The 19,992-nt window shown below is 73.9% G+C and carries 23 protein-coding genes; 19 read left to right on the top strand and 4 right to left on the bottom strand.

Annotated features, from left to right (window positions below; genetic code table 11):
- Positions 1 to 38: 38 nt before the first annotated feature.
- Positions 39 to 656, bottom strand: a complete 618-nt coding sequence (locus DOO78_RS08245) for a metallophosphoesterase family protein (RefSeq protein WP_408887569.1) — start codon at positions 654 to 656, stop codon at positions 39 to 41.
- Between DOO78_RS08245 and DOO78_RS28105 the strand changes: the two genes are divergently transcribed.
- The 9 genes from DOO78_RS28105 to DOO78_RS08205 all read left to right on the top strand — a co-directional run bounded on the left by DOO78_RS28105 (position 594) and on the right by DOO78_RS08205 (position 7,950).
- Positions 594 to 767, top strand: a complete 174-nt coding sequence (locus DOO78_RS28105; RefSeq protein WP_243634472.1) for a hypothetical protein — start codon at positions 594 to 596, stop codon at positions 765 to 767. The genes DOO78_RS08245 and DOO78_RS28105 overlap by 63 nt on opposite strands.
- Before the next feature lie 138 nt (positions 768 to 905).
- The gene (locus DOO78_RS08240; protein WP_111469261.1) at positions 906 to 1,937 is read left to right on the top strand and encodes a hypothetical protein; all 1,032 of its coding nucleotides are present in this window, start codon (positions 906 to 908) and stop codon (positions 1,935 to 1,937) included.
- The gene (locus DOO78_RS08235; RefSeq protein ID WP_111469260.1) at positions 1,934 to 3,097 is read left to right on the top strand and encodes a hypothetical protein; all 1,164 of its coding nucleotides are present in this window, start codon (positions 1,934 to 1,936) and stop codon (positions 3,095 to 3,097) included. The genes DOO78_RS08240 and DOO78_RS08235 overlap by 4 nt, the downstream gene beginning before the upstream one ends.
- A gap of 183 nt (positions 3,098 to 3,280) precedes the next feature.
- Entirely contained in the window at positions 3,281 to 3,559 is a 279-nt protein-coding gene (locus tag DOO78_RS08230) for a DUF3649 domain-containing protein (RefSeq protein ID WP_111469394.1), read from the top strand.
- Positions 3,556 to 5,136, top strand: a complete 1,581-nt coding sequence (locus DOO78_RS08225; RefSeq protein WP_207802832.1) for a PepSY-associated TM helix domain-containing protein — start codon at positions 3,556 to 3,558, stop codon at positions 5,134 to 5,136. Before DOO78_RS08230 ends, DOO78_RS08225 begins: the two co-directional genes overlap by 4 nt.
- Positions 5,136 to 5,465, top strand: coding sequence for a DUF3325 domain-containing protein (locus DOO78_RS08220; protein WP_111469259.1), 330 nt, complete (start codon positions 5,136 to 5,138; stop codon positions 5,463 to 5,465). Before DOO78_RS08225 ends, DOO78_RS08220 begins: the two co-directional genes overlap by 1 nt.
- 32 nt (positions 5,466 to 5,497) lie before the next feature.
- Complete coding sequence (locus DOO78_RS08215; protein ID WP_111469258.1) at positions 5,498 to 6,187, top strand: DUF4198 domain-containing protein; 690 nt, start codon at positions 5,498 to 5,500, stop codon at positions 6,185 to 6,187.
- Positions 6,188 to 6,313: 126 nt separating this feature from the next.
- Positions 6,314 to 7,114, top strand: coding sequence for an ABC transporter ATP-binding protein (locus tag DOO78_RS08210; protein ID WP_111469257.1), 801 nt, complete (start codon positions 6,314 to 6,316; stop codon positions 7,112 to 7,114).
- Positions 7,111 to 7,950, top strand: coding sequence for an ABC transporter permease (locus DOO78_RS08205; RefSeq protein ID WP_243634455.1), 840 nt, complete (start codon positions 7,111 to 7,113; stop codon positions 7,948 to 7,950). The genes DOO78_RS08210 and DOO78_RS08205 overlap by 4 nt, the downstream gene beginning before the upstream one ends.
- A 43-nt stretch (positions 7,951 to 7,993) precedes the next feature.
- On the opposite strand, the gene DOO78_RS08200 is transcribed toward DOO78_RS08205, so the two are convergent.
- Positions 7,994 to 8,875 carry a LysR family transcriptional regulator gene (locus DOO78_RS08200; RefSeq protein ID WP_111469256.1) on the bottom strand — a complete coding sequence of 294 codons (882 nt, stop codon included), beginning with the start codon at positions 8,873 to 8,875 and terminating at the stop codon, positions 7,994 to 7,996.
- An 85-nt stretch (positions 8,876 to 8,960) separates the two neighbouring features.
- Here DOO78_RS08200 and DOO78_RS08195 point away from each other — a divergent pair, with 85 nt between their 5' ends.
- The 8 genes from DOO78_RS08195 (at position 8,961) to DOO78_RS08160 (ending at position 15,797) form a co-directional block, all read left to right on the top strand.
- Positions 8,961 to 9,707 carry a sulfite exporter TauE/SafE family protein gene (locus DOO78_RS08195; protein ID WP_111469255.1) on the top strand — a complete coding sequence of 249 codons (747 nt, stop codon included), beginning with the start codon at positions 8,961 to 8,963 and terminating at the stop codon, positions 9,705 to 9,707.
- A 116-nt stretch (positions 9,708 to 9,823) separates the two neighbouring features.
- A complete protein-coding gene (locus tag DOO78_RS08190) occupies positions 9,824 to 10,654 on the top strand; it encodes a sugar phosphate isomerase/epimerase family protein (RefSeq protein ID WP_111469254.1) in 831 nt (276 codons plus the stop codon).
- A gap of 239 nt (positions 10,655 to 10,893) precedes the next feature.
- On the top strand, positions 10,894 to 11,214 hold the full coding sequence (gene sugE / locus DOO78_RS08185; protein ID WP_111469253.1) for a quaternary ammonium compound efflux SMR transporter SugE: 321 nt from the start codon (positions 10,894 to 10,896) through the stop codon (positions 11,212 to 11,214).
- A gap of 85 nt (positions 11,215 to 11,299) precedes the next feature.
- Positions 11,300 to 12,061, top strand: coding sequence for an SDR family NAD(P)-dependent oxidoreductase (locus DOO78_RS08180; RefSeq protein ID WP_111469252.1), 762 nt, complete (start codon positions 11,300 to 11,302; stop codon positions 12,059 to 12,061).
- A 134-nt stretch (positions 12,062 to 12,195) separates the two neighbouring features.
- A complete protein-coding gene (locus tag DOO78_RS08175) occupies positions 12,196 to 12,744 on the top strand; it encodes a thiamine pyrophosphate-binding protein (protein WP_111469251.1) in 549 nt (182 codons plus the stop codon).
- A 10-nt stretch (positions 12,745 to 12,754) separates the two neighbouring features.
- A complete protein-coding gene (locus DOO78_RS08170) occupies positions 12,755 to 13,372 on the top strand; it encodes a thiamine pyrophosphate-dependent enzyme (protein WP_243634454.1) in 618 nt (205 codons plus the stop codon).
- Positions 13,373 to 13,432: 60 nt separating this feature from the next.
- Positions 13,433 to 14,407, top strand: a complete 975-nt coding sequence (locus DOO78_RS08165) for a hydroxyacid dehydrogenase (RefSeq protein ID WP_111469250.1) — start codon at positions 13,433 to 13,435, stop codon at positions 14,405 to 14,407.
- A gap of 25 nt (positions 14,408 to 14,432) precedes the next feature.
- Positions 14,433 to 15,797, top strand: coding sequence for an MmgE/PrpD family protein (locus DOO78_RS08160; RefSeq protein WP_111469249.1), 1,365 nt, complete (start codon positions 14,433 to 14,435; stop codon positions 15,795 to 15,797).
- A 32-nt stretch (positions 15,798 to 15,829) separates the two neighbouring features.
- On the opposite strand, the gene DOO78_RS08155 is transcribed toward DOO78_RS08160, so the two are convergent.
- Both DOO78_RS08155 and DOO78_RS08150 read right to left on the bottom strand, forming a co-directional pair.
- The gene (locus DOO78_RS08155) at positions 15,830 to 16,906 is read right to left on the bottom strand and encodes a TRAP transporter substrate-binding protein (RefSeq protein WP_111469248.1); all 1,077 of its coding nucleotides are present in this window, start codon (positions 16,904 to 16,906) and stop codon (positions 15,830 to 15,832) included.
- 181 nt (positions 16,907 to 17,087) lie between these two features.
- Complete coding sequence (locus DOO78_RS08150) at positions 17,088 to 17,768, bottom strand: DUF1275 family protein (RefSeq protein ID WP_165838786.1); 681 nt, start codon at positions 17,766 to 17,768, stop codon at positions 17,088 to 17,090.
- Positions 17,769 to 17,810: 42 nt separating this feature from the next.
- Between DOO78_RS08150 and DOO78_RS08145 the strand changes: the two genes are divergently transcribed.
- Both DOO78_RS08145 and DOO78_RS08140 read left to right on the top strand, forming a co-directional pair.
- Entirely contained in the window at positions 17,811 to 18,899 is a 1,089-nt protein-coding gene (locus DOO78_RS08145; protein WP_111469246.1) for a TRAP transporter substrate-binding protein, read from the top strand.
- A gap of 262 nt (positions 18,900 to 19,161) precedes the next feature.
- A complete protein-coding gene (locus tag DOO78_RS08140; protein ID WP_111469245.1) occupies positions 19,162 to 19,965 on the top strand; it encodes an undecaprenyl-diphosphate phosphatase in 804 nt (267 codons plus the stop codon).
- The last annotated feature ends 27 nt before the right edge of the window (positions 19,966 to 19,992 follow it).

Genomic DNA, 19,992 nt, shown 5'->3' with positions numbered 1-19,992 from the left:
GCGGAGACCTGACCCGTCGCGGGGATTATCCCCCATCCTCAGCCGACCAGGAAGCGCAGCCGCTGCCCCTCCAGCACCAGGCAGGTGAGCATGCCCCCGAAGCAGGCGCCGGTGTCGATGCCGATGCGATGCGAGCGGATCACCGGCGCCGGCGCCGGGGTGTGCCCATGCACGACGATCTGCGGCAGGTCGCCGTCGAAGGAGAGGAAGGGCTCGCGGATCCAGATCAGGTCGAAGGGGTCCTGCCGGTCGAGCGGCACCTCCGGCCGGATGCCGGCATGGACGAAGAGGTAGTCGCCCACCGCCCAGAGCCGCGGGCAGCGGTGCAGCAGCTCGAGATGCGCGAGCGGGATGGCGGCGCGGAATTCCGGGTCCTCGGCCGAGGTGCCGTAGCTGGCGAGCGTCGCCGCCCCGCCATTCTCCAGCCAGTAGGGCAGCGCGTCGGGCGGTGCCCACCGGTCGCAGGCCGCCAGCATCATGGCCTCGTGGTTGCCGAGCAGCGTCACCATCGCGGCGCCCGGCACCGGGGCGGGCGCGAGCAGCTGGTCCAGCACGCCGGCGCTGTCGGCGCCGCGGTCCACATAGTCCCCGAGATGGACGAGCACGACGGCCTCCGCCGGATCGTCGCGGGCATCGCGCGCGATCTCGGCATGCAGGGCCGCCAGGCGGTCGGCGCAGCCATGCACATCGCCGATCGCGTAAATGCGGAGCCCGGGCCGCAGGGCGCCAGGCGCTATCGCGTCCTTAACCATCCGGCGCGACCCTAGAGCAGATCCCGCCTGGGTGGAAACACCCTGGCAAGTGAAGATGTTCGTAAAAACAAGAGGCTAGGGCATTCCGCCGGCGCGCCCGGGCTCGCGGCGGGGGCGCTGGCCGGGTACCGCGCCCCCGCGCAAGGACTGCGCATGACCGTGATCGTCGCCGGCAACGGCCTCGCCCCGCCCGGCCTCCCGCTTTTCGCCCTGCCGGTGCCGCACCCGGCGCCGGGCTGGGGTCTCCTGGCCGCTGCCCTGGCCGTGCTGCCGGCGGCGCGGGGGCGGGCGGCGCTGCTGCTGCCCGACCATCCGCGCCTCGGTGCCGACCCGGCCCGCCGCCGCATGGCCGGCGCGGTGCTGCAGGAGGCCGCCGCGGCGGGCGGCGGCACGCCGTTGCGCGCGCAGGGCGGCACGCTGCTGCTCGGCACCTCGGAGGCAAGCGCGCGCCGGGCAGCGGCCGCGCTCGGCACGCTGCTCGGCCAGGCCACGCCATTGCCGGTCTGGCTGCTGCCGCGGGATGCCGATGCGGTGCTCGGCTGGGCGGCGGCGCAGGCGCCGGCGCGCGACGACCGGCCGGCCTCCGGCCCGCCGCCGCCGGGGCTGCTGCATGCCGCGCTGGATGGCCTGTCCGCCGATGCGGTGCTGCGGGCGGAGGTGCTGCGCGACGCCGCCGGCGCGCGCCGCGGCCAACGCCTGCGCCTCTCCCGCCGCGCCGTCGCCGCGGCGCTCGGCCCGCTGGCCGCGGATCCCGACCTGCTGGCCCAGGCGATGGAGCGGATGGCGGCTCGGCTGCGCCCCGGCCTGGCCGCCTGGGCGCGCGACCTGCCCGGGCTGCGGCTGGTGCCGCTGGCGCGCGATGCGCTGCCGGCGCCGGCGCTGCGGCCCGGCGCCATCGGGGTGCTGCCGCTCGCCGCCGCGGCGGGGCCGGATTTCCCCGGCTTCCGCGCCCGCCTGGCCGAACGCGGCTGGGCGGTGGCCCTGGCCGGGCTGGAGGCGGCGACGCTCGCCCTGGCCGATCCGGCGGCGCTGCCGGCGACGCTGCTGTTGCTGCGCTGGTCGCCGGCCCTGGCGGCCTTGCCCCCGGCCCCCGGCCCGGATCGGCTGGTGCTCGAGACCGGCGGCGATCCCGCGGCGGCGGCCTTCGCGCGGGAGCGGGGCCTGCTCCTGGTCGGCGCCGCATGACGCGGCCGGGGATCGGGTCATGGCACGACCCGGCGCGGCCGCCGCCGGAGGCGCGGAGCGCGGCGGATGCGCTGGCGCTGGCGCAGCTGGTGCGGGAGGCGGTTGCCGCCGAGGTGCCGCGGCAGGCGCTGCATCTGCGCCTCTCCCGCCTCGCCCCGACGCTCCGGCGAGAGCATCACCGCCGCCTGCTGCGGGAGGCGCTGGAGCCGGCCCTGCGGCCGCTGCGCAGTCGGCTCTTCGAGCTGCCCAATGGCGACCTCGTCGCCGTCGCGCCGCCGGGGGGGCGGCATCTGCGCGAGGCCGAGGCGGTGCTGGCCGTCGTGCTCGGCGAGGACATGCTGGCCGAGAGCGGGCTGCATGCGCTGCTCGACCTGCCGCGCGACGCCGCGGCGCTGCTCGCGGCGGTCGAGGCGGCGCTCGGCCCGCCGCCGGCACCGCGGCCGGAGCTGCCGCCGGCGGGCGGCTTCACCCCCGATGACCTCGCCGCGCTCGAGGGGCTTCTGCGCGCCGCCTGCCTCGCTCGCTTCCTCCGCCCGCGGCCGGTCTGCCGCCTGGCCCGCGGCGCCGAGGCGCCCGATCTCGCCTGGAAGGAATGGCGGCTGGCCTGGCCGGAGCTGCGCGCGGCGCTGGCGCCGGAGGCCGACCCGGCGGCCGCCCCCTGGCTGGCCCGGCGCCTGCGGCGGCTGCTGGACCGGCGGCTCCTGGCCGAGCTGACGCGGCCGGGCGAGACGCCGGGACGGGGCCCGCTCGGCCTTTGCCTGGCGGCGGCGACGCTGGGGGCACCGGAATTCCTCCGCCTCGACGCCCGGCTCGATCCCGCCACCCGCGCCGGCACGGTGCTGGCGCTGCCGGCCGAGGATGCGCTGGCCGATGCCGAGGGTTTCGCCTTCGCCCGTGACTTCGCCCGGGTCCGCGGCTATCGCTTGGCGCTCGACCTGCCCGATCCGACCCTGGTGGCGGCACTGCGGCCGGCCCTGGCGCCGGAGGGGGGGGTGGAGCTGCTCCGCCTGCCCTGGTCGCCGGCCTTGCCGGGCCTGGCGCCGGCCCTGCCGCCGGGCCGCGTGGTGTTGACGGGGGCCGACCAGGCGGCGGCGATCGGCTGGGGCTGGGAGGCCGGGGTGACGCTGTTCGAGGGCCAGCTGCTGCAACCCCGGCGCTGAGGACATCTGGCCGAAAGCCCCCCTTGTCGATACTGAGAATCAATTGCAAATCACCCGGGCAGGGCGGCGGTACCGCCCGCTGATGACGAGCCGGGTTTGGTGATCGAAACGATGCAGGATGCCCCAGCGCTCCGCCACGGGTGGCGGCCATCCTGGGCGGTGGGCCGGATCGACTGGCGCCGGATGCGGTCCTGGCACTGGCCGGGCGTGCTGTCGCGCAGCCTCGCCGCGGTGCTCGGCGGCTATGCGGTGGCGGCGCTGGCGGCGACGGCGCTGGCGCTCTGGCTGCCGACGAGCCGCGCCGAGGCGGTGCTGACCGGCACCATGCTGAGCTTCGCCCTCTATGCCGGCGCCGTGCTCTGGGTCTTCGCCGCGGCGAGCGCCCTCCGCGCCTGGGTCGGGCTGCTGCTGCCGGCCGCGCTGCTCGGCGCCCTGGTCTGGCTGGGAGGTGGCGCGGGATGAAGCAGGGCTTCCGCCAGTGCATGGCGTGGCTGCACACCTGGTCCGGCCTGCTGGTCGGCTGGATCCTCTTCGCCGTCTTCCTCACCGGCACGGCGAGCTATTTCCGTGGCGAGATCTCGGACTGGATGCGGCCGGAGCTGCACGCCCCGGCCGCGGGGGGTGAGCCGGCCATCCTCGCCATCGAGACCCTCAAGCGTCTCGCCCCGGACTCGCCCACCTGGTTCGTCTTCCCGCCGGGCGAGCGCAACAGCGAGCTGCGCGTCGTCTGGCGCAACCCGCCCGGCAAGCCCACGCCGCCGGGCAGCCGCGGCTTCGGCAACATGGTGCTCGACCCCGCGACCGGCGAGCCGGTGACGGCGCGCGAGAGCTATGGCGGCGAGTTCTTCTACCGCTTCCATTTCCAGCTCCACATGCCGCCGCTCTGGGGCCGCTGGGTGGTCGGCTTCTGCGCCATGATGATGCTGGTGGCCATCATCAGCGGCGTCATCACGCATCGCCGCATCTTCGCCGACTTCTTCACCTTCCGCCCCGGCAAGGGGGCCGGCCGGTCCTGGCTGGACGCGCACAACGCCCTGGCGGTGCTGGCGCTGCCCTATCACCTGATGATCACCTATACCGGCCTGATCACCCTGATGCTGATGTACATGCCCTGGGGCGTACAGGCGGTCTACAAGGGCGACCGCGGCGGCTTCCAGGCGGAGGTGTTCGGCGTCGCGCCGCCGGTGCGGCGGGCCAACCAGCCGGCGCCGCTGGCCCCCGTCGGGCCGCTGCTCGAGGAGGCGATGCGGCGCTGGGGCGGCCCGCCGGGCCGCATCGAGGTGCAGCAGCCGGGCGACGCCAGCGCCATCATCCGCCTGACGCGGCGCGACAGCGAGCAGATCTCGTCCAACCCGCAGACCCTCACCTTCGACGGCGTGCGCGGCACGCTGCTCGGCGCGAGCGGCGAGCCGGGCGCGGCGGCGGCGACGCGCGGCGTCGCCTACGGCCTGCATCTCGGCCGCTTCGCCTCGCCGCTGGTGCGCGCGCTGTTCGTCCTCTCCGGCCTGGCGGGCACCGCCATGGTGGCGACCGGCCTCGTGCTCTGGGCCGCCAAGCAGCGCCACCGGCATGCCCGTGCCGGCCGCGCCGGCTTCGGCCTGCGGCTGGTGGAGGCGCTGAACCTCGGCACCATCGCCGGGCTGCCGACCGCCATGCTCGGCTATTTCTGGGCCAACCGCCTGCTGCCGCTGCACCTCGCCGACCGCGCCGACTGGGAGGTCTACTGCTTCTTCCTCCTCTGGGGGCTGGCGGCGCTGCAGGCCTTGTTCTGGCCGGGGCTGCGGAGCTGGGCGACGCAGTTCGCCGCCGCGGCGCTGCTCGGCCTGCTGCTGCCGGTGCTGAACCTGCTGACCACCCACCGGCATCTCGGCGTCAGCCTGCCGGCCGGCGACTGGGCGATGGCCGGGACCGACCTGCTCGTCGCCGCGTTCGGCCTGCTGCTCGGCCTGCTGTCCTGGCGGCTGTTCCGCCGCGCCGGTCGGGCGCCGGTGACGCGGCCGGTGCGCGGGGCGGGGCTGGCGCGGGCGGAGGGCGCCTGATGGCCGCGCTCGGCTTCGGCCTCGCCTATGCCGGCTTCCTCGGCCTGTGCCTCGCCATGGACCGCCACCATGCCGAGCTGCTGCGCGGCCGGCCCGCGGCCGGACGGCGGTGGCTGCTGCGCGGCGTCGGCTGGCTGCTGCTCGGCCTGTCGCTGCTGCCCTGCCTCGCCCTCTGGGGCGTCGGCATCGGCATCGTCGCCTGGCTCGGCCTGCTGACCGTCGCGGCCTACAGCCTCGTCCACCTCATCCCCTATGCGCCGCGGCTGGCGCTCTGGCTGGGGCCGCTGCTGCCGCTCGCCGGGCTCGCCCTCAGCCTCGCGCCCACCTGATAACCCCAAAGCCTCCGGGAGACGTTGCCACCATGCCGAAACGCCGCCTTGCTTCCGCCTTGCTTGCCGTGGCCCTCGCCGCCGCGCCCCTCCTCGCCCGGCCGGCCGCCGCGCACCAGCTCTGGCTGGAGCGCGAGGGCGACAGCGCGCGCCTCTATTTCGGCGAGCCGATCGAAAACCAGCGCGAGCGCAGCGGCGGGCTGCTCGACCGCATCCCGAACCCGAAGGTCTTCGCCGCGGATCCGGCCGCCGCGCTGCCGGTGCAGCGGCGGGAGGACCATTTCGCCATCAGCCTGCCGCGCGGCACCGGCGATGTGCGCATGATCGAGGATGGGCTGGCGCCCTTCGGACGGCCCGGCACCGAGAAGGTGAAGCCCGTCATGCTGGCCCGCGAGGGCCGCGCCGAGACGCGCCAGGTGCTGGACCTGGAGCTCGTGCCCGTGGCGGCCGGCGGCAACGCCTTCACCCTGATGCTGCACGGCAAGCCGCTGCCGCGCGCCGAGGTCACGCTGGTGGCGCCGCCGCGCTGGGAGCGGCGGCTGCATACCGATGCGGAGGGCCGCGTGACCTTCGAGACCCCCTGGGCGGGCCGCTACGTCGCCGAGGCGGTGCATGTCGACAACACCCCGGGCGGCAGCGGCGACGGCGCCTATGCCAAGGTCCGTTACGTCTCGACCCTGTCCTTCACCGTGGACAAGGGCATCCCCTGGACCGAGCGCTGATCCCGCGCCGCGGGGGGTGAGGCGGGGCCGCGGCCCCTCCCCAGCCCCCATCCGGCCCGGCGGGAGAGCGATGCGACGGCCGAATGCGGGTTGGCGCCGCCCGCCGCCGCCGGCATACCGGGCGCAATGACCAAGCCAGTCCTCGTCCCCCCGGGGCTCCCCACGGGCGCCGGCGGCGCGCCCGCGATCCTCGCCGAGCACCTGACCAAGCGCTACGCGCCCGCGGCGGCGCCCGCGGTGGAGGACCTCTCCTTCACCATGCCGCGCGGCGCCACCTGGGGCCTGCTCGGCGGCAACGGCGCGGGCAAGACCACCACCATCGCCATGCTGCTCGGCCTGCTGGTGCCGAGCGCCGGCCGCATCGCCTGCCTCGGCCACGACATGGCGCGGGACCGCTTCACGGCGCTGGCGCGGATGAACTTCTCCTCGCCCTACATCGCCTTGCCCTCGCGCCTCTCGGTGGCCGAGAACCTGCGGGTCTACGCGCATCTCTACGACGTGCCGCTGGCCGAGAAGCGCATCGCCGAGCTGGCGGCGCAGCTCCAGCTCACCGAGCTGCTCGACCGGCCGGCGGGGCAGCTCTCGGCCGGGCAGAAGACGCGCGTCGCGCTGGCCAAGGCGCTGGTCAACCGCCCCGAGCTGCTGCTGCTCGACGAGCCGACCGCGAGCCTCGACCCCGATACCGGCGACTGGGTGCGGAGCTGGCTGGAGCGCTACCGGGCCGAGACCGGCTGCTCCATCCTGCTCGCCAGCCACAACATGGGCGAGGTGGAGCGGCTCTGCGCGCATGTGCTGATGCTGAAGCAGGGGCGGGTGGTGGACCAGGGCAGCCCGGCGGCGCTGCTGGAGAAATACGGCCGCGACGACCTGGAGGATGTCTTCCTCGACATCGCCCGCGGCCGCAGCCGCGCGGAGGTGCCGGCATGAGGCCCAGGGCCGGGCAGGCCGGCATGCTCGACGGGTCGCGCGCCGCGCTGCGCCGCATCTGGGGCCTCGTCTACCGCCACCTCGCCCTCTATCGCCGCTCCTGGCCGCGGGTGCTGGAGCTGATGTACTGGCCGATCCTGCAGATGATCGTCTGGGGCTTCGTCACCGCCTATCTCGCCGGCGTGCAGAACGACGTCACCAGCGTCGCCGCCGGCGTGCTGCTCGGCGGCGTGCTGCTCTGGGAGGCGGCGCTGCGCAGCCAGATGGGCTTCTCCATCTCCTTCCTCGAGGAGATCTGGTCGCGCAACCTCGGCCATGTCTTCGTCAGCCCGCTCAGGCCGCGCGAGCTGGTGGCGGGGCTGATGGTGATGAGCGTGATCCGCGTGGTGGTCGGCGTCACCCCGGCGGTGCTGCTGGCCTGGCTGCTCTACGGCTTCGGCCTCTTCGCCATGGGCCCGGTGGTGGTGGTCTTCTTCGCCGCGCTGCTGATCATGGGCTGGGCCGTCGCGCTCGGCGTCACCTCGCTCATCCTCCGCTACGGCGCGGGGGCCGAGGCGCTGGCCTGGTCGGTGCTGTTCGGGCTGACGCCCTTCGCCGCGGTCTTCTACCCGGTCTCGATCCTGCCCGCCTGGCTGCAGCCGGTCGCGCTCGCCCTGCCGGCGGCGCATGTCTTCGAGGGGATGCGCGCGGCGCTGCTGCAGCACGAGATCGCCTGGGGCCATCTGCTGGCCGCCTTCGTGCTGGACGCGCTCTGGCTGGCGGCGATGGGCTGGGTGTTCATGCGGCAATTCCAGGGCGCGCGGGTGCGCGGCGCACTGCTCAACATCGGCGAGTAGCGTCGCCCTCGGCCTGATGGACGAGGTCCGCGGGGCTTCGGGATCAGGCCAGGAGGTGCTCCACCAGCCGCCGGGCATGCGAGGGCAGGGCCGCGCCGCGCCGCGTCACCAGCAGCAGCCGTCGCTCCGCCCAGGGATCGGCCAGCCGCAGCATGGCGATCGCGCCCGTTGCCGCGAAGCGCGCCGCCGTCACCGCCGGCACCACGGCGAGGCCGGCGCCCGCGGCGACCAGGCGGCAGGCGGTCTCCAGCCCGCGCACCCGGAGGCGCAGCCGCCGCCGCACCCCGCTGCGCGCCGCATGTCCCTCCAGGTGCTCGCCGAGGGCGGTATCGCCGGCCAGGCCGATCATGTCGTTGCCGAGCGCCTCGGCGAAGCCGACCTCGCCGCGCCCGGCCAGCGGGTGGCCGGGCGGCGCCGCCAACACCAGCCGGTCCTCCCGGAAGGGCCGCGCGTCGAGGCCGGCGAGATCGGCATGGCCGGCGGCGATGCCGATCTCCGCCAGCCCCTCCGCCACCGCCCGCGCCACCTCCGGGCTCGGCCGCTCGTCGAGATCGATGTCGATGTTCGGGTTGGCGGCGAGGAAGCGGGCCAGCGGCTCGGGCAGGTATTCGGCCGCCGCCGCGGTGTTGGCGAGCAGCCGCACATGCCCCTTCAGCCCGCGCGCGTAGTCGCCGAGCTCGCCGCGCATCCGCTCCACCTGCCCGGCGACCAGCCGCGCATGGTGCAGCAGCGCCTGCCCGGCCGGGGTCGGCACCACGCCGCGGCGGCCACGCTCGAGCAGCGGCAGGCCGGCCTGCGCCTCCATGCCGCGCACCCGGGCGCTGGCCGAGGCGAGGGCGAGGCCGGACCGCGCGGCGCCGGCCGTGATGCTGCCCGCCTCGGCGATGGCGAGGAACAGGCGGAGATCGGTGAGGTCGAAATGCACGGCGCAAGCCTCTGTTCCTGCCGAAGGCAGGCTATGCCACTCCCGCATTGTGGCGCGAGCCCGCCCGGCCGCAGCATCCCGGCCCATGACCGAACCGCTCCCCGCCCTGCTGCTCGTGACCGCCACCTTCCTCCTGGCCGGCCTGGTGAAAGGCGTCATCGGTCTGGGCCTGCCGACCGTTGCGATGGGTCTGCTCGGCCTCGTCATGCCGCCGGCCCAGGCCGCGGCGCTGCTGCTGGTGCCTTCGTTGGTGACGAATCTGTGGCAACTCTTCGCCGGGCCGCGCTTCGGCGCCCTGCTGCGCCGGCTGCGGCTGATGATGCTCGGCATCCTGGCCGGCACCCTGGCCGGGTCCGGGATGATCGCTGGCCCGGGGGATGGCGCGGCGAAGGCCGGGCTCGGGGCCGCCCTGATCCTCTACGGGGTGGTCGGGCTGCTGGCGCCGCGGCTGCGCCTGCCGCCCCGCATCGAGCCCTGGGCCGGGCCGCTGGCCGGTGCCGCGACCGGGCTGGTGACCGGCGCGACGGGCGTCTTCGTCATTCCCGCCGTGCCCTATCTCGGCGCCCTCGGGCTGGAGCGGGACGCGCTGGTGCAGGCGCTCGGCCTCTCCTTCACCGTCTCGACCCTGGCGCTGGCGCTCGGCCTCGCCTGGCATGGCGCGCTGCCGGCGCAGGTGGCCGGGGTCTCGCTGCTCGCCCTGTTGCCGGCGCTGGCCGGCATGGCGCTCGGCGGCTGGCTGCGGGCCCGGGTGCGGCCGGCCACCTTCCGCCTCTGCTTCTTCCTCGGCCTGCTGGGGCTAGGGGCGGAGCTGCTCTGGCGCGGCCTCGGCTGAGCTGGCCGTCCCGGTTGTGCGCCGGCCGGCGGCGGACCACCATTCCGGTGGCCCGGGAGACCACGACCATGCTGCACCCCGCCCCGCCCACCCTCTCGCCGCCGCGGTAGCGCCGCATGGACCTCGCCCTCGCGCATCTCACCGTGCTCGACCTGCCGCCGCCGGCGGTACTGCGGGTCGCGGCCGCGGCGGGCTGCGCCGCCGCCGGGCTGCGGCTGCTGCCGGTGGCGCCCGGGGCCGCCGGCTACCCGTTGCAGGACGACCCGGCGCTGCTGCGCGAAACCCTGGCGGCGATGGCCGAGACCGGTGTCGCGGTGGCCGATCTCGAGATCGTCATGCTGCGGCCGGAGACCGAGATCGCCGGCTTCCTGCCCTTCCTCGCGGCCGGGGCGCGGCTCGGCGCGCGACATGTGCTGGTCGCCGGCTACGACCCGGATCCGGCGCGCCTCGCCGCCAGCTTCGCCGGCTTCTGCGAGGCCTGCGCCGGTTTCGGCCTGACCGCCGATCTGGAGTTCATGCCCTGGACCGCGGTGCCCGACCTCGCCGCCGCCATCCGGGTGGTGCGCGAGGCGGCGCAGCCGAATGCCGGCGTGCTGGTCGATGCGCTGCATTTCGACCGCTCGGGCAGCCGGCTCGAGGACCTCGCCGCGGTGCCGCGCGGCTGGCTGCATTACTGGCAGCTCTGCGATGCGCCGGCCGAGCATCCGGGCACCACCGAGGGGCTGCTGCACACGGCGCGGGAGGAGCGCCTCGTCCCCGGCGAGGGCGGGCTGGCGCTGGCGCCGCTGATCCGTGCCCTGCCGTCGGAACTGCGGGTCAGCCTCGAGATCCCGACGCTGCGGCTCGCCCGCACCCTTGGGCCCGAGGCGCGGGTGCGGCGCGCCGTGGCGGCGGCCCGCCAGACGATCGCGGCGGCGCGGTCGGGCGGCGTGTCGGCCGCGTCCTGAACCGCTGGAGCAGTGTCCGTTCACCTGCGTTCCCGGCAATTGCTTCAGCCTTTTGTTTTCGGAGCATCTTCACCCGTTCGCGTGTTTGAACAGGATCCGCTCCGGGCAACGGCCCGCGGCCGGTGGCCTTGACCCCCGCGCCGGCCTGGCCCAACTGGGAGGCGCGGGGCCACGTCCCCGCTCCCTGTCCAGGGGTCCAGGTCCGGGACGGCCCGGCAGCTCGCTCGCGGGAGGCTGCCGTGGCTTGGCTTGTTCTTGTCGTTGCCGGTCTGTTCGAGGTCGTCTGGGCCTTCACCATGAAGCAATCGGGCGGCTTCACCCGCCTCTGGCCCTCCGTGGTCACGCTCCTCGCCATGGCGGTGAGCTTCGGCCTGCTCGCCTGGTCGATGAAGACGCTGCCCCTCGGCACCGCCTATGTCGTCTGGACCGGCATCGGCGCGGTCGGCGCGTTCCTGGCCGGCATCCTCTTCCTCGGTGAATCGGCCAGCGCCGCCCGGCTGCTGGCGGCCGCGCTGATCCTCGGCGGCCTGGTGCTGATGAAGCTGTCGAGCCCGGCCTGAGCCGCTGCGACGGGGAGCTTGGCGCGCCCCGGCGGCCGGGGGATCATCGCCGGAGGCCGGCCGGGGCCGTCGTGGAGGGGAGCGGATGGACGGACTCAGGGACAAGGTGGCGCTGATCACCGGCGCCAGCCGGGGGCTCGGCGAGGGGGTGGCGCGGGCGCTGGCGGCGCGCGGCGTGGCGGTGATGCTGGCGGCGCGGGACGGCGCCGCGGTGGCGACCGTGGCCGAGACGATCGTGGCGGCGGGCGGCCGCGCCGCCTCGGCCGCCTGCGACGTCTCCGACTATGCCGCGGTGGAGCGGCTGGTCGCGGCGACGCGCGAGCGCTTCGGCGGGGTGCAGATCCTGGTGAACAATGCCGGCGTCATCGAGCCGATCGCCGAGATCGCCAGCTCCGACCCCGCCGCCTGGGCGCGCAACATCGAGATCAACCTGATCGGCGCCTATCACGTGGTGCGGGCGGTGCTGCCGGGGATGCTGGCGGATGGCGGCGGGACGATCCTCGACGTCTCCTCGGGCGCCGCCTACCGGCCGCTCGAGGGCTGGAGCGCCTATTGCTCGGGCAAGGCGGGGCTCGCCATGCTCACCCGCGCCGTCGCGCTGGAGACGGCGGGGCGCGGCCTGCGCGTCTTCGGCTTCTCGCCCGGCACCATCGACACCGAGATGCAGGTGAAGATCCGCGCCTCCGGCATGAATGTCATCAGCCAGATTCCGCGCGCCGAGCTGTCGCCGGTCGCGCATGCGGTGCGCGGGCTGGTCTATCTCTGCACCGCCGCGGCGGATGACCTGCACGGCACCGATGTCTCGATGCGCGAGGAGGAGTTCCGCCGCCGCATCGGCCTCGGCTGAGGGGGGTGACCGGTGATGCCAGGCATCACCGGTTCCCTCCGACGCCGGGCGCTTCGCGCCACCGGGCGCGGCTCCCGTGCTCTTGCCAGCGGGCGCCCGGCGCGGGAAGCTTGGCGGAGCCCGAGGGGAAACGCATGCAGCGCGACACGCTGGAATCGGCGCCGGATGCGGCGGCCGACTGGCCCGACCAGATCTATGGCCTGCTGAAGCAGCACGGCATCCGCCAGGTGGCGCTGGTGCCGGATGCCGGCCATGCCCGGCTGATCCGCCGCTGCCTCGCCGACAACGACATGCAGGTGGTGACGCTGACCACCGAGGAGGAGGGCATCGCCATGCTCTTCGGCGCCTGGCTGGGCGGCGAGAAGGGCGTGCTGCTGATGCAGAGCTCGGGCGTCGGCAATTGCATCAACATGCTCTCGGTGCCGATCGCCCACCGCACGCCCTGCCCGATGATCGTGACCATGCGGGGCGAGTTCGGCGAGTTCAACCCGTTCCAGGTGCCGATGGGCAACGCGACCGGCGCGGTGCTGGAGGCGATGGGCACGCTGGTGAAGCGCGCCGACACGCCGGAGGATGTCGCGCCCACCGTGGATGCGACGCTCCGCCTCGCCTTCAACACCTTCCGCCCGACCGCCACGCTGATCGGCCAGCGTGTCATCGGCGCCAAGACCTTCGGCAAGTAGGGGGCAGCGCATGAGCCTCGATGCGATCGAGCTGGCAAAGAGCGGCCGGCTGGAGCGGCGGTCCGTGGTGCGGGCGCTGCTCGCCGAGCGCGGCGACATGCTGGCGATCGGCGGCCTCGGCGCGCCGGCCTGGGACATCACCGCCGCCGGCGACGGCCCGCTGAACCTGCCGCTTTGGGGCGGCATGGGCGGTGCCGCGATGATGGGCCTCGGCCTGGCGCTGGCGCAGCCCTCGCGCCGGGTGCTGGTCATCACCGGCGACGGCGAGATGCTGATGGGCATCGGCAGCCTCGCCACCATCGCCACCAAGCAGCCGCGCAACCTCTCGGTCGTCGTGCTCGACAACGAGCATTACGGCGAGACCGGCATGCAGGAGACGGCGACGCACCATGGCGTCGACCTCGCCGGCATGGCGCGGGCGGCCGGCATCACCGACAGCCGGCGGGTGGACAGGCCGGACGAGGTGCTGGCGCTGCGCGACGCCATCCGCGGCGGCGCCGGGCCGCTCTTCGCCCAGGTGAAGATCGACGACGCCTCCCTGCCGCTGGTGCTGCCGCCGCGCGAGGCGGCGATCCTGCAGGCGCGGATGCGCGAGGCGATCCTCGGCCCGGCGGCGCATCTGCAATGAACCGTCGGGCGCCCTGCCCCCCGCCCGGCGACACCGCCGACTGAACCGAGGACCCATCGCATGCCCCATGTCGTCTGCCTTCGCTCCGTCCATGAGGAGGCGCTGGCGATGCTCCGGAACGCCCCGGGCGTCACGCTCGAGGTGCTCGATCCGGTGAACGAGCAGACCATCGCCGCCTCCGTGCCCAAGGCCGATGCGGTGATCGTCCGTGCCACGCCGATCAACCGCGACTTCCTGAAACACGCGCCCAACCTGCGCATCGTCGCCCGGCACGGCGTCGGCTACGACGCGGTGGACGTGCCGGCGCTGACCGAGCGCGGCATCCCGCTGACCGTGACGCCGGACGCCAATGCCGTCTCGGTCGCCGAGCATGCGATGATGCTGATGCTGAACATCGCCCGCGGCACGGCGCAGTACGATGCCAAGGTGCGGGCGCTGACCTGGATCACCCCGCCGGTGCCGGCGACCTTCGACCTCGCCGGCCGCACCGTGCTGGTGATGGGCTTCGGCCGCATCGGCGGCCGCGTCGCCCGGCTCTGCGCCGCCTTCGGCATGAACGTCCTGGTGCGCGACCCCTATGTGGCGCAGAACACCATCAAGGGCGCCGGCTTCACCCCGGTGAAGGATCTCCAGGCCGGGCTCGCCGCGGCCGATGTCGTCACCATCCATCTGCCGAGCAATGCCGAGACGCGGGGGCTGGTGAATGGCGGGTTCATCGCCGCCATGAAGCCCGGCGCGGTGCTGATCAACACCGCCCGCGGCACGCTGGTCGAGGAGGCGCCGCTCGCCGCCGCGCTGGCCAGCGGGCATCTGGCAGCCGCCGGGCTCGACGTGTTCTGGGACGAGCCGGCGCGGGCGGAGAACCCGCTGCTGAAGCTGCCGAACGTGGTGCTGACGCCGCATTCCGCGGCGGCCACCGAGCAGTCCTTCCGTCGCATGGGCCTGTCCTGCGCCGAGAGCATCCTCGCCTGCTTCGAGAACCGGCTGGACGAGGATGTGGTGATCAACAAGGAGGTGCTGCGCGGCAACGCGTAGCGTCGGCACCCGAGGGAGACGCGCCATGGCGGAGAACCCGCTCCTCATCCTGGCCGAGCATGCCGCCGCCTGGCGGAGCCGGCCGCTGCCGGAGGCGGTGGCCCGCCATGCCCGCCGCACCCTCGTCGACTGGTTCGCGGCGCTGCTGCCCGGCCTCGGCAAGCCGCCGGCGACGCTGCTCGCCGCGGCGCTGGCCGGTGAGCGGGGGCCGGGGCGCTCCATCTGCTATGTCGACGGCGTGGCCTCGCCGCTGCGCCATGCCGCGCTGCTGAACGCGACGGCGAGCCACACCGTCGAGTTCGACGACATCTTCCGCGATGCCGGCTACCACCCCGGCTGCCCCACCATCGCCCCCGCGCTCGCCGCCGTGCAGCAGCAGGGCGGCACGATGGAGGACCTGCTGCGCGCCATCACCGCCGGCTACGAGGTCTCCTGCCGCATCGGCATGGCGGTGCAGCCGAGCCACTACAAGAACTGGCACACCACCGGCACGGTCGGCACCTTCGGCGCCGCCGTCGCCACCGCCGTCGCGCTCGGCTGCGATGCGGAGCGGATCGCCCATGCCATCGCCACCGCGGCCACCTTCGCCGGCGGGCTGCAGCAGGCCTTCCTGTCGGATTCCATGTCGAAGCCGCTGCATCCCGGCCATGCCGCCGATGCCGGGGCGCTGGCGGCGATCGGCGCCGCGGCGGGCGTCACCGGGGCGCTGGATGCGCTGCACGGGCCGAAGGGCTTCGCCGCCGCCACCAGCGAGGATACCGGCAAGTGGGACCGGGCGCTGGCCGATCTCGGCAGCCGCGTCTGCATCACCGAGATGACCTTCAAGAACCATGGCTGCTGCGGCCATATCTTCGCCGCGCTCGACGCCATGCGGGAGCTGCAGCGCGAGCATGGCTTCGGCGCCGCGGATGTCGCCGCCGTGCATGTCGGCGGCTACGGCCCGACCAAGAGCATCTGCGACCGGCCGGAGGCGGCGACCGAGCAGGAGGCGCGCTTCTCCGTCCAGTACACGATGGGGGCGCTGCTGGTCCTCGGCGGCGTGCGCATCGCCGCCTTCACGCCGGAGAACCTGGCGAACCCGGCCATCCGCGCCATCATGCCGAAGGTGACGGTGGAGCTCGATCCCGAGCTGGCCGATGCCTATCCGGCGAAGCGGGCGGCGAAGCTGCGCGTCACCCTGGCGGACGGGCGGGTGCTGGAGCGCTACCAGCCGACCCGCAAGGGCGATCCCGACGCGCCGCTCTCGGATGCCGAGCTATCGGAGAAGTTCCGCGAGCTCTGCGACCCGGTGATCGGCGCCGATGCGGCCGCGGCGCTGCTCGAGGCGCTCTGGCAGGGCATGGCGGCGCCCGGCGCCCTGCCCGGGCGGCTCCGCCAGGCGGCGGAATAGGGCGCCGGCCCTATTCCACCCCTGCCGCCGCGCTATTTCGGCGCGGTGGCGACGGCCTGGAAATTGGCCAGCGAATCCTCGGCGACGCGGAACCACTGGATCTGCTCGACCCGGAACGCGTCCCAATGCGCGTGGATCTTCCTGAAGCGCGCATTCTGCTCGCCGATCTCGGCATAAAGCTCCTGCGCCGCCTTGTAGAGCGCCGTCATCACCTCGCGCGGATAGGGTTTGAGGACGGTGCCGTTCGCCACCAGCCGGCGCAGCGCCGGCGGGTTCGCCACGTCGTACTTCGCCGCCGTGGCGTTGTAGGCCTCGGCGCAGGCGGTCTCCAGCATCGCCTTGTAGTGGTTCGGCAGGGCGTCCCAGGCCTTCAGGTTGACCATGAAGTCGGTGTTCGGCCCGGCCTCCTGGAAGCCGGGGAAGTAGTAGTATTTCGCCACCCGGCCGAAGCCGAGCTTCTCGTCGTCATAGGGGCCGATATATTCGGCGCCGTCGATGACGCCGCGCTCCAGCGCCGGGTAGATGTCGGTGGGGGCGATCTGCTGCGGCACCACGCCGAGCTTCTGCATCACGCTGCCGCCGAGGCCGGCGATGCGGAATTTCAGCCCCTTCATGTCGTCGAGGCCCTTCAGCTCCCGCTTCGACCAGCCGCCCATCTGGGCGCCGGTGCAGCCGGCCGGGATCTGCCAGATATTCGCCTCGGCGAAGACATCCTTCAGCTGCTCGCGGCCGCCGGCATAGTTCAGCCAGGCGAAATTGCCGCGGCTGTTCATGCCGAAGGGCAGGGTGGAGCCGAAGGCGAAGCTCGGATCCTTGCCGAAGTAGAAGAGCGAGGAGGAGAAGCCGCATTCCACCGAGCCCTGGCCGACGGCGTCCAGGATCTGCAGCGCCGGCACCACCTCCCCGGGGCCGGAGACGGTGATCTCGAAGGCGCCCTCCGACATGTCCCGCACCCGCCGGGCCACGATCTCGGCCGCGCCGTAGAGCGTGTCGAGCGTCCGGGGGAAGCTGTTCGGGCAGCGCCAGCGCAGCCGCGGCTGGGCGGCGGCGAGGCGGGGCGTGGCGAGGGCAACGCCGGCCGTGCCGGCGACGAGGTGGCGTCGGTTCATGAAGCGGATGTTTCTCCCTGTCGCGCCTGGCGGCGCTTTGCCGGAAGCCTGCCGGGAGATGACCGCCACGGCAATAGGCTCGCGATCGGAACGCTCAGGCCCCGCTCCGCTCGCTCGGGCCCCTGGACCATGGTCCGGCGTGTTGTTCGGCCGCGTGATGCACGCCTTCGGTGAGGCCACCTCAGTCGCGCAGCGCCGCCAGCGCGGCGAGCAGGGCCGCCAGCATCGCCCCGCTCGCCGGCACGGCCAGCGCCGCATCGCCCCAGCGGGTCTGCAACGCCCCGCCGAGCAGCGCGCCGCCGACCATCGCGCCCCAGCAGGCCGCCTGCTGCGCCCAGGCGCCGTGCCGGGCGCGGCCGAGCAGGGCCAGCACCAGCCCCTCCATGGCGCGGGAGAGGGCGCCGGTGACGAAGGTGACGCCGCCGACCCCGGGGAGCGCGGTGTTCAGCATCCCCATGGCCGGCACCATCCCCCAGGCGGCGGGCGGCAGCTCCCAGCCTCCCGCGGGGGGCGCCAGCAGCGCCGCGGCGAGCAGCAGGGTGACCGTGCCCAGCACCGCCACGCTGCGCCAGCGCCCGGCGGCGGTCCCGAGCAGGGCCCCGAGCAGCGCGCCGGCGGCGAAGAGCCCGACCACCGTGCCGAGGGCAGCGGCCCGGGCATGGTCGGCCTCGGCCGCGGCGATGCCGAGCATGGTGCTGGTGCCGCTGATGAAGCTGACGAAGAGCTGGTCGAAGCGCAGCCAGCCGATGGCATCGACGCAGCCGGCGAGCGCGACCAGCGGCACGGCCGCCCAGGGGTTGGCCGGCCGGGGGGTGGCGGCCGCGGCGGCAGGAGGGGGGAGGGGCGTGGGCTTTTCGTTCATCGGCAATCGCATTACATCGCCGTTCCTTCCGGGAGATCCGCCATGAACCGCCGCCTTCTCCTCGGCGCCGCGGCCGCCGCTGCACCGGCCGCCCTCGCCGCCCCCGCCCTGGCCCAGGCCAATCCGGAGGTGCGCTGGCGCCTCTCCTCGGCCTTCCCGCGCAACCTCGACGTGCTCTACGGCACCGGGGAGAGGGTCGCCCAGCGGGTGGCGCAGCTCACCGACAACCGCTTCCAGATCCGCTTCTTCGCGGCCGGTGAGATCGTCCCCGGGCTGCAGGTGCTGGATGCGGTGCAGGCCGGGACCATCGAGGCCGGCCACACGCCGGTCTACTACTACACTGGCAAGGACCCGGCCTTCGCCTTCTTCACTGCCCTGCCCTTCGGCCTGAACGCCCGGCAGAACATGGCCTGGCTGACCCAGGGCGGCGGCGGCGAGCTCGCGGCGGAGCTGTTCAAGGACTACAACATCGTCGGCTTCCCGGCCGGCGACACCGGCGCCCAGATGGGCGGCTGGTTCCGCAACGAGATCAAGTCGATCGACGACCTCAAGGGGCTGAAATTCCGGGTCGCCGGCCTTGCCGGCGAGATCTTCCGCCGCATGGGGGCGGTGCCGACGCAGATCGCCGCCGCCGACATCTACCCCTCGCTCGAGCGCGGCACCCTGGATGCGGTCGAGTTCGTCGGGCCGCACGATGACGAGAAGCTCGGCTTCGTGCGGGTGGCCAAGTACTACTACGCCCCGGGCTTCTGGGAGGCGGGGGCGCATCTGCACCTGCTGGTGAACCAGGCGGCCTTCGAGGCGCTGCCGCCGGCCTACAAGGCGGCGCTCGAGGTCTCCTGCGGCGAGGCGAATGCCGACATGCTGGCGCGCTACGACCACCTGAACCCGCAGGCGCTGCGGCGGCTGGTCTCGGCGGGGGCGCAGCTCCGCTTCTGGCCGCGCGACATCATGCAGGCCGCCTGGAAGGAGGCGCACGCCCTCTACGACGAGATGTCGGCGAAGAACGAGCGCTTCAAGAAGGTCTGGACCGCCTACCGGGCCTACCGGGACGAGGAGTACCAGTGGTTCCGGGTGGCCGAGAGCAGCTTCGACAATTTCGCCTTCCCCGAGGCGGCCCGGCGGGGCTGAGAACGCCCCGCAAAACCGCTCCACGGCTTTGCGGGGCCCCCATGGAGTCCCCCTCCCGCCCAGGAGGCGTCACGGCCTGCCGCGGCCAAGCTGCGGCAGGACAACGGGCAGCGACGGTTCCGAGAGGTGCTCCAGGGCGCTTCCCGTGCAGGCCGGTTCATGGGACCGGATCCTGCTGGTGGGGCGCTGCCGCTTCCGTGTTGGACGCGGGCCCCCAACCAGGGATATCTGGGCGCCTTCGCTCTCGGGATTAGCCGTCTTCATGCCCATTGCCGATTTTCTCTCCGCCCTCGCCATGGGGGTGCTGGAGGGGCTGACCGAATTCCTGCCCATTTCCTCGACCGGCCATCTGATCCTGCTCGGGCGCCTCATCGGCTTCGAGGGGCCGCCGGGCAAGGTCTTCGAGATCTCCATCCAGCTCGGCGCCATCTTCGCCGTGATCTGGGTGTTCCGGCAGACGCTGCTCGGCCTCGCCCGCGGCATGTGGCATCCGGGGCCGGAGCGGTTCTACGTCACCAACATCCTGCTTGCCTTCCTGCCGGCGGCGGTGATCGGGGCGACCCTGCACAAGACCATCACCGAGCGGCTGTTCAGCCCCTGGGTGGTCTGCACCACGCTGATCCTGGGCGGCATCGCCATCATCCTGATCGAGCGGCTGCGGCGGGTGCCCAGCATCCGCTCGGTGCCCGAGATCGGGCCGGTGCCGGCGCTGCTGATCGGCTTCGGCCAGGCGCTGGCCATGATCCCGGGCACCTCGCGCTCGGGCGCGACCATCATCACCGCCCTGCTGCTCGGGGTGGAGCGCAAGACGGCGGCCGAGTTCAGCTTCGTCCTCGCCATCCCGACCATGCTGGCGGCCACCGCCTACAGCCTGTTCAAGGTGCGGCACGAGATCGCTTTCACCGGGCTCGGGCAGATCGCGGTCGGCTTCGTCGCCGCCTTCCTGGTGGCGCTGGTGACGGTGCGCTGGGTGCTGGCGGTGATCGGCCGGATCGGCTTCACGCCCTTCGGCTGGTACCGCATCGCGCTGGGCCTCATCGGCTTCGCCGTGCTGCTGGCGGGCTGAGCCGGGCGCCGGTCCGCAGCCATGCAG

The sequence above is a fragment of the Roseicella frigidaeris genome (assembly GCF_003258945.1).
Classification (GTDB): Bacteria; Pseudomonadota; Alphaproteobacteria; order Acetobacterales; family Acetobacteraceae; genus Paracraurococcus; species Paracraurococcus frigidaeris.
Note: the sequence above shows the minus strand (reverse complement) of the source record. Positions and strands in the feature narration are given on the sequence as shown.

Bases quoted from the DNA above. Each gene is read 5' to 3' on its own strand.
- DOO78_RS28105 (WP_243634472.1), top strand. From the start codon at position 594: ATGGACGAGCACGACGGCCTCCGCCGGATCGTCGCGGGCATCGCGCGC.
- DOO78_RS08240 (WP_111469261.1), top strand. From the start codon at position 906: ATGACCGTGATCGTCGCCGGCAACGGCCTCGCCCCGCCCGGCCTCCCG.
- DOO78_RS08235 (WP_111469260.1), top strand. From the start codon at position 1,934: ATGACGCGGCCGGGGATCGGGTCATGGCACGACCCGGCGCGGCCGCCG.
- DOO78_RS08230 (WP_111469394.1), top strand. From the start codon at position 3,281: ATGCGGTCCTGGCACTGGCCGGGCGTGCTGTCGCGCAGCCTCGCCGCG.
- DOO78_RS08225 (WP_207802832.1), top strand. From the start codon at position 3,556: ATGAAGCAGGGCTTCCGCCAGTGCATGGCGTGGCTGCACACCTGGTCC.
- DOO78_RS08220 (WP_111469259.1), top strand. From the start codon at position 5,136: ATGGCCGCGCTCGGCTTCGGCCTCGCCTATGCCGGCTTCCTCGGCCTG.
- DOO78_RS08215 (WP_111469258.1), top strand. From the start codon at position 5,498: ATGCCGAAACGCCGCCTTGCTTCCGCCTTGCTTGCCGTGGCCCTCGCC.
- DOO78_RS08210 (WP_111469257.1), top strand. From the start codon at position 6,314: ATGACCAAGCCAGTCCTCGTCCCCCCGGGGCTCCCCACGGGCGCCGGC.
- DOO78_RS08205 (WP_243634455.1), top strand. From the start codon at position 7,111: ATGAGGCCCAGGGCCGGGCAGGCCGGCATGCTCGACGGGTCGCGCGCC.
- DOO78_RS08195 (WP_111469255.1), top strand. From the start codon at position 8,961: ATGACCGAACCGCTCCCCGCCCTGCTGCTCGTGACCGCCACCTTCCTC.
- DOO78_RS08190 (WP_111469254.1), top strand. From the start codon at position 9,824: ATGGACCTCGCCCTCGCGCATCTCACCGTGCTCGACCTGCCGCCGCCG.
- DOO78_RS08180 (WP_111469252.1), top strand. From the start codon at position 11,300: ATGGACGGACTCAGGGACAAGGTGGCGCTGATCACCGGCGCCAGCCGG.
- DOO78_RS08175 (WP_111469251.1), top strand. From the start codon at position 12,196: ATGCAGCGCGACACGCTGGAATCGGCGCCGGATGCGGCGGCCGACTGG.
- DOO78_RS08170 (WP_243634454.1), top strand. From the start codon at position 12,755: ATGAGCCTCGATGCGATCGAGCTGGCAAAGAGCGGCCGGCTGGAGCGG.
- DOO78_RS08165 (WP_111469250.1), top strand. From the start codon at position 13,433: ATGCCCCATGTCGTCTGCCTTCGCTCCGTCCATGAGGAGGCGCTGGCG.
- DOO78_RS08160 (WP_111469249.1), top strand. From the start codon at position 14,433: ATGGCGGAGAACCCGCTCCTCATCCTGGCCGAGCATGCCGCCGCCTGG.
- DOO78_RS08155 (WP_111469248.1), bottom strand. From the start codon at position 16,906: ATGAACCGACGCCACCTCGTCGCCGGCACGGCCGGCGTTGCCCTCGCC.
- DOO78_RS08150 (WP_165838786.1), bottom strand. From the start codon at position 17,768: ATGAACGAAAAGCCCACGCCCCTCCCCCCTCCTGCCGCCGCGGCCGCC.
- DOO78_RS08145 (WP_111469246.1), top strand. From the start codon at position 17,811: ATGAACCGCCGCCTTCTCCTCGGCGCCGCGGCCGCCGCTGCACCGGCC.
- DOO78_RS08140 (WP_111469245.1), top strand. From the start codon at position 19,162: ATGCCCATTGCCGATTTTCTCTCCGCCCTCGCCATGGGGGTGCTGGAG.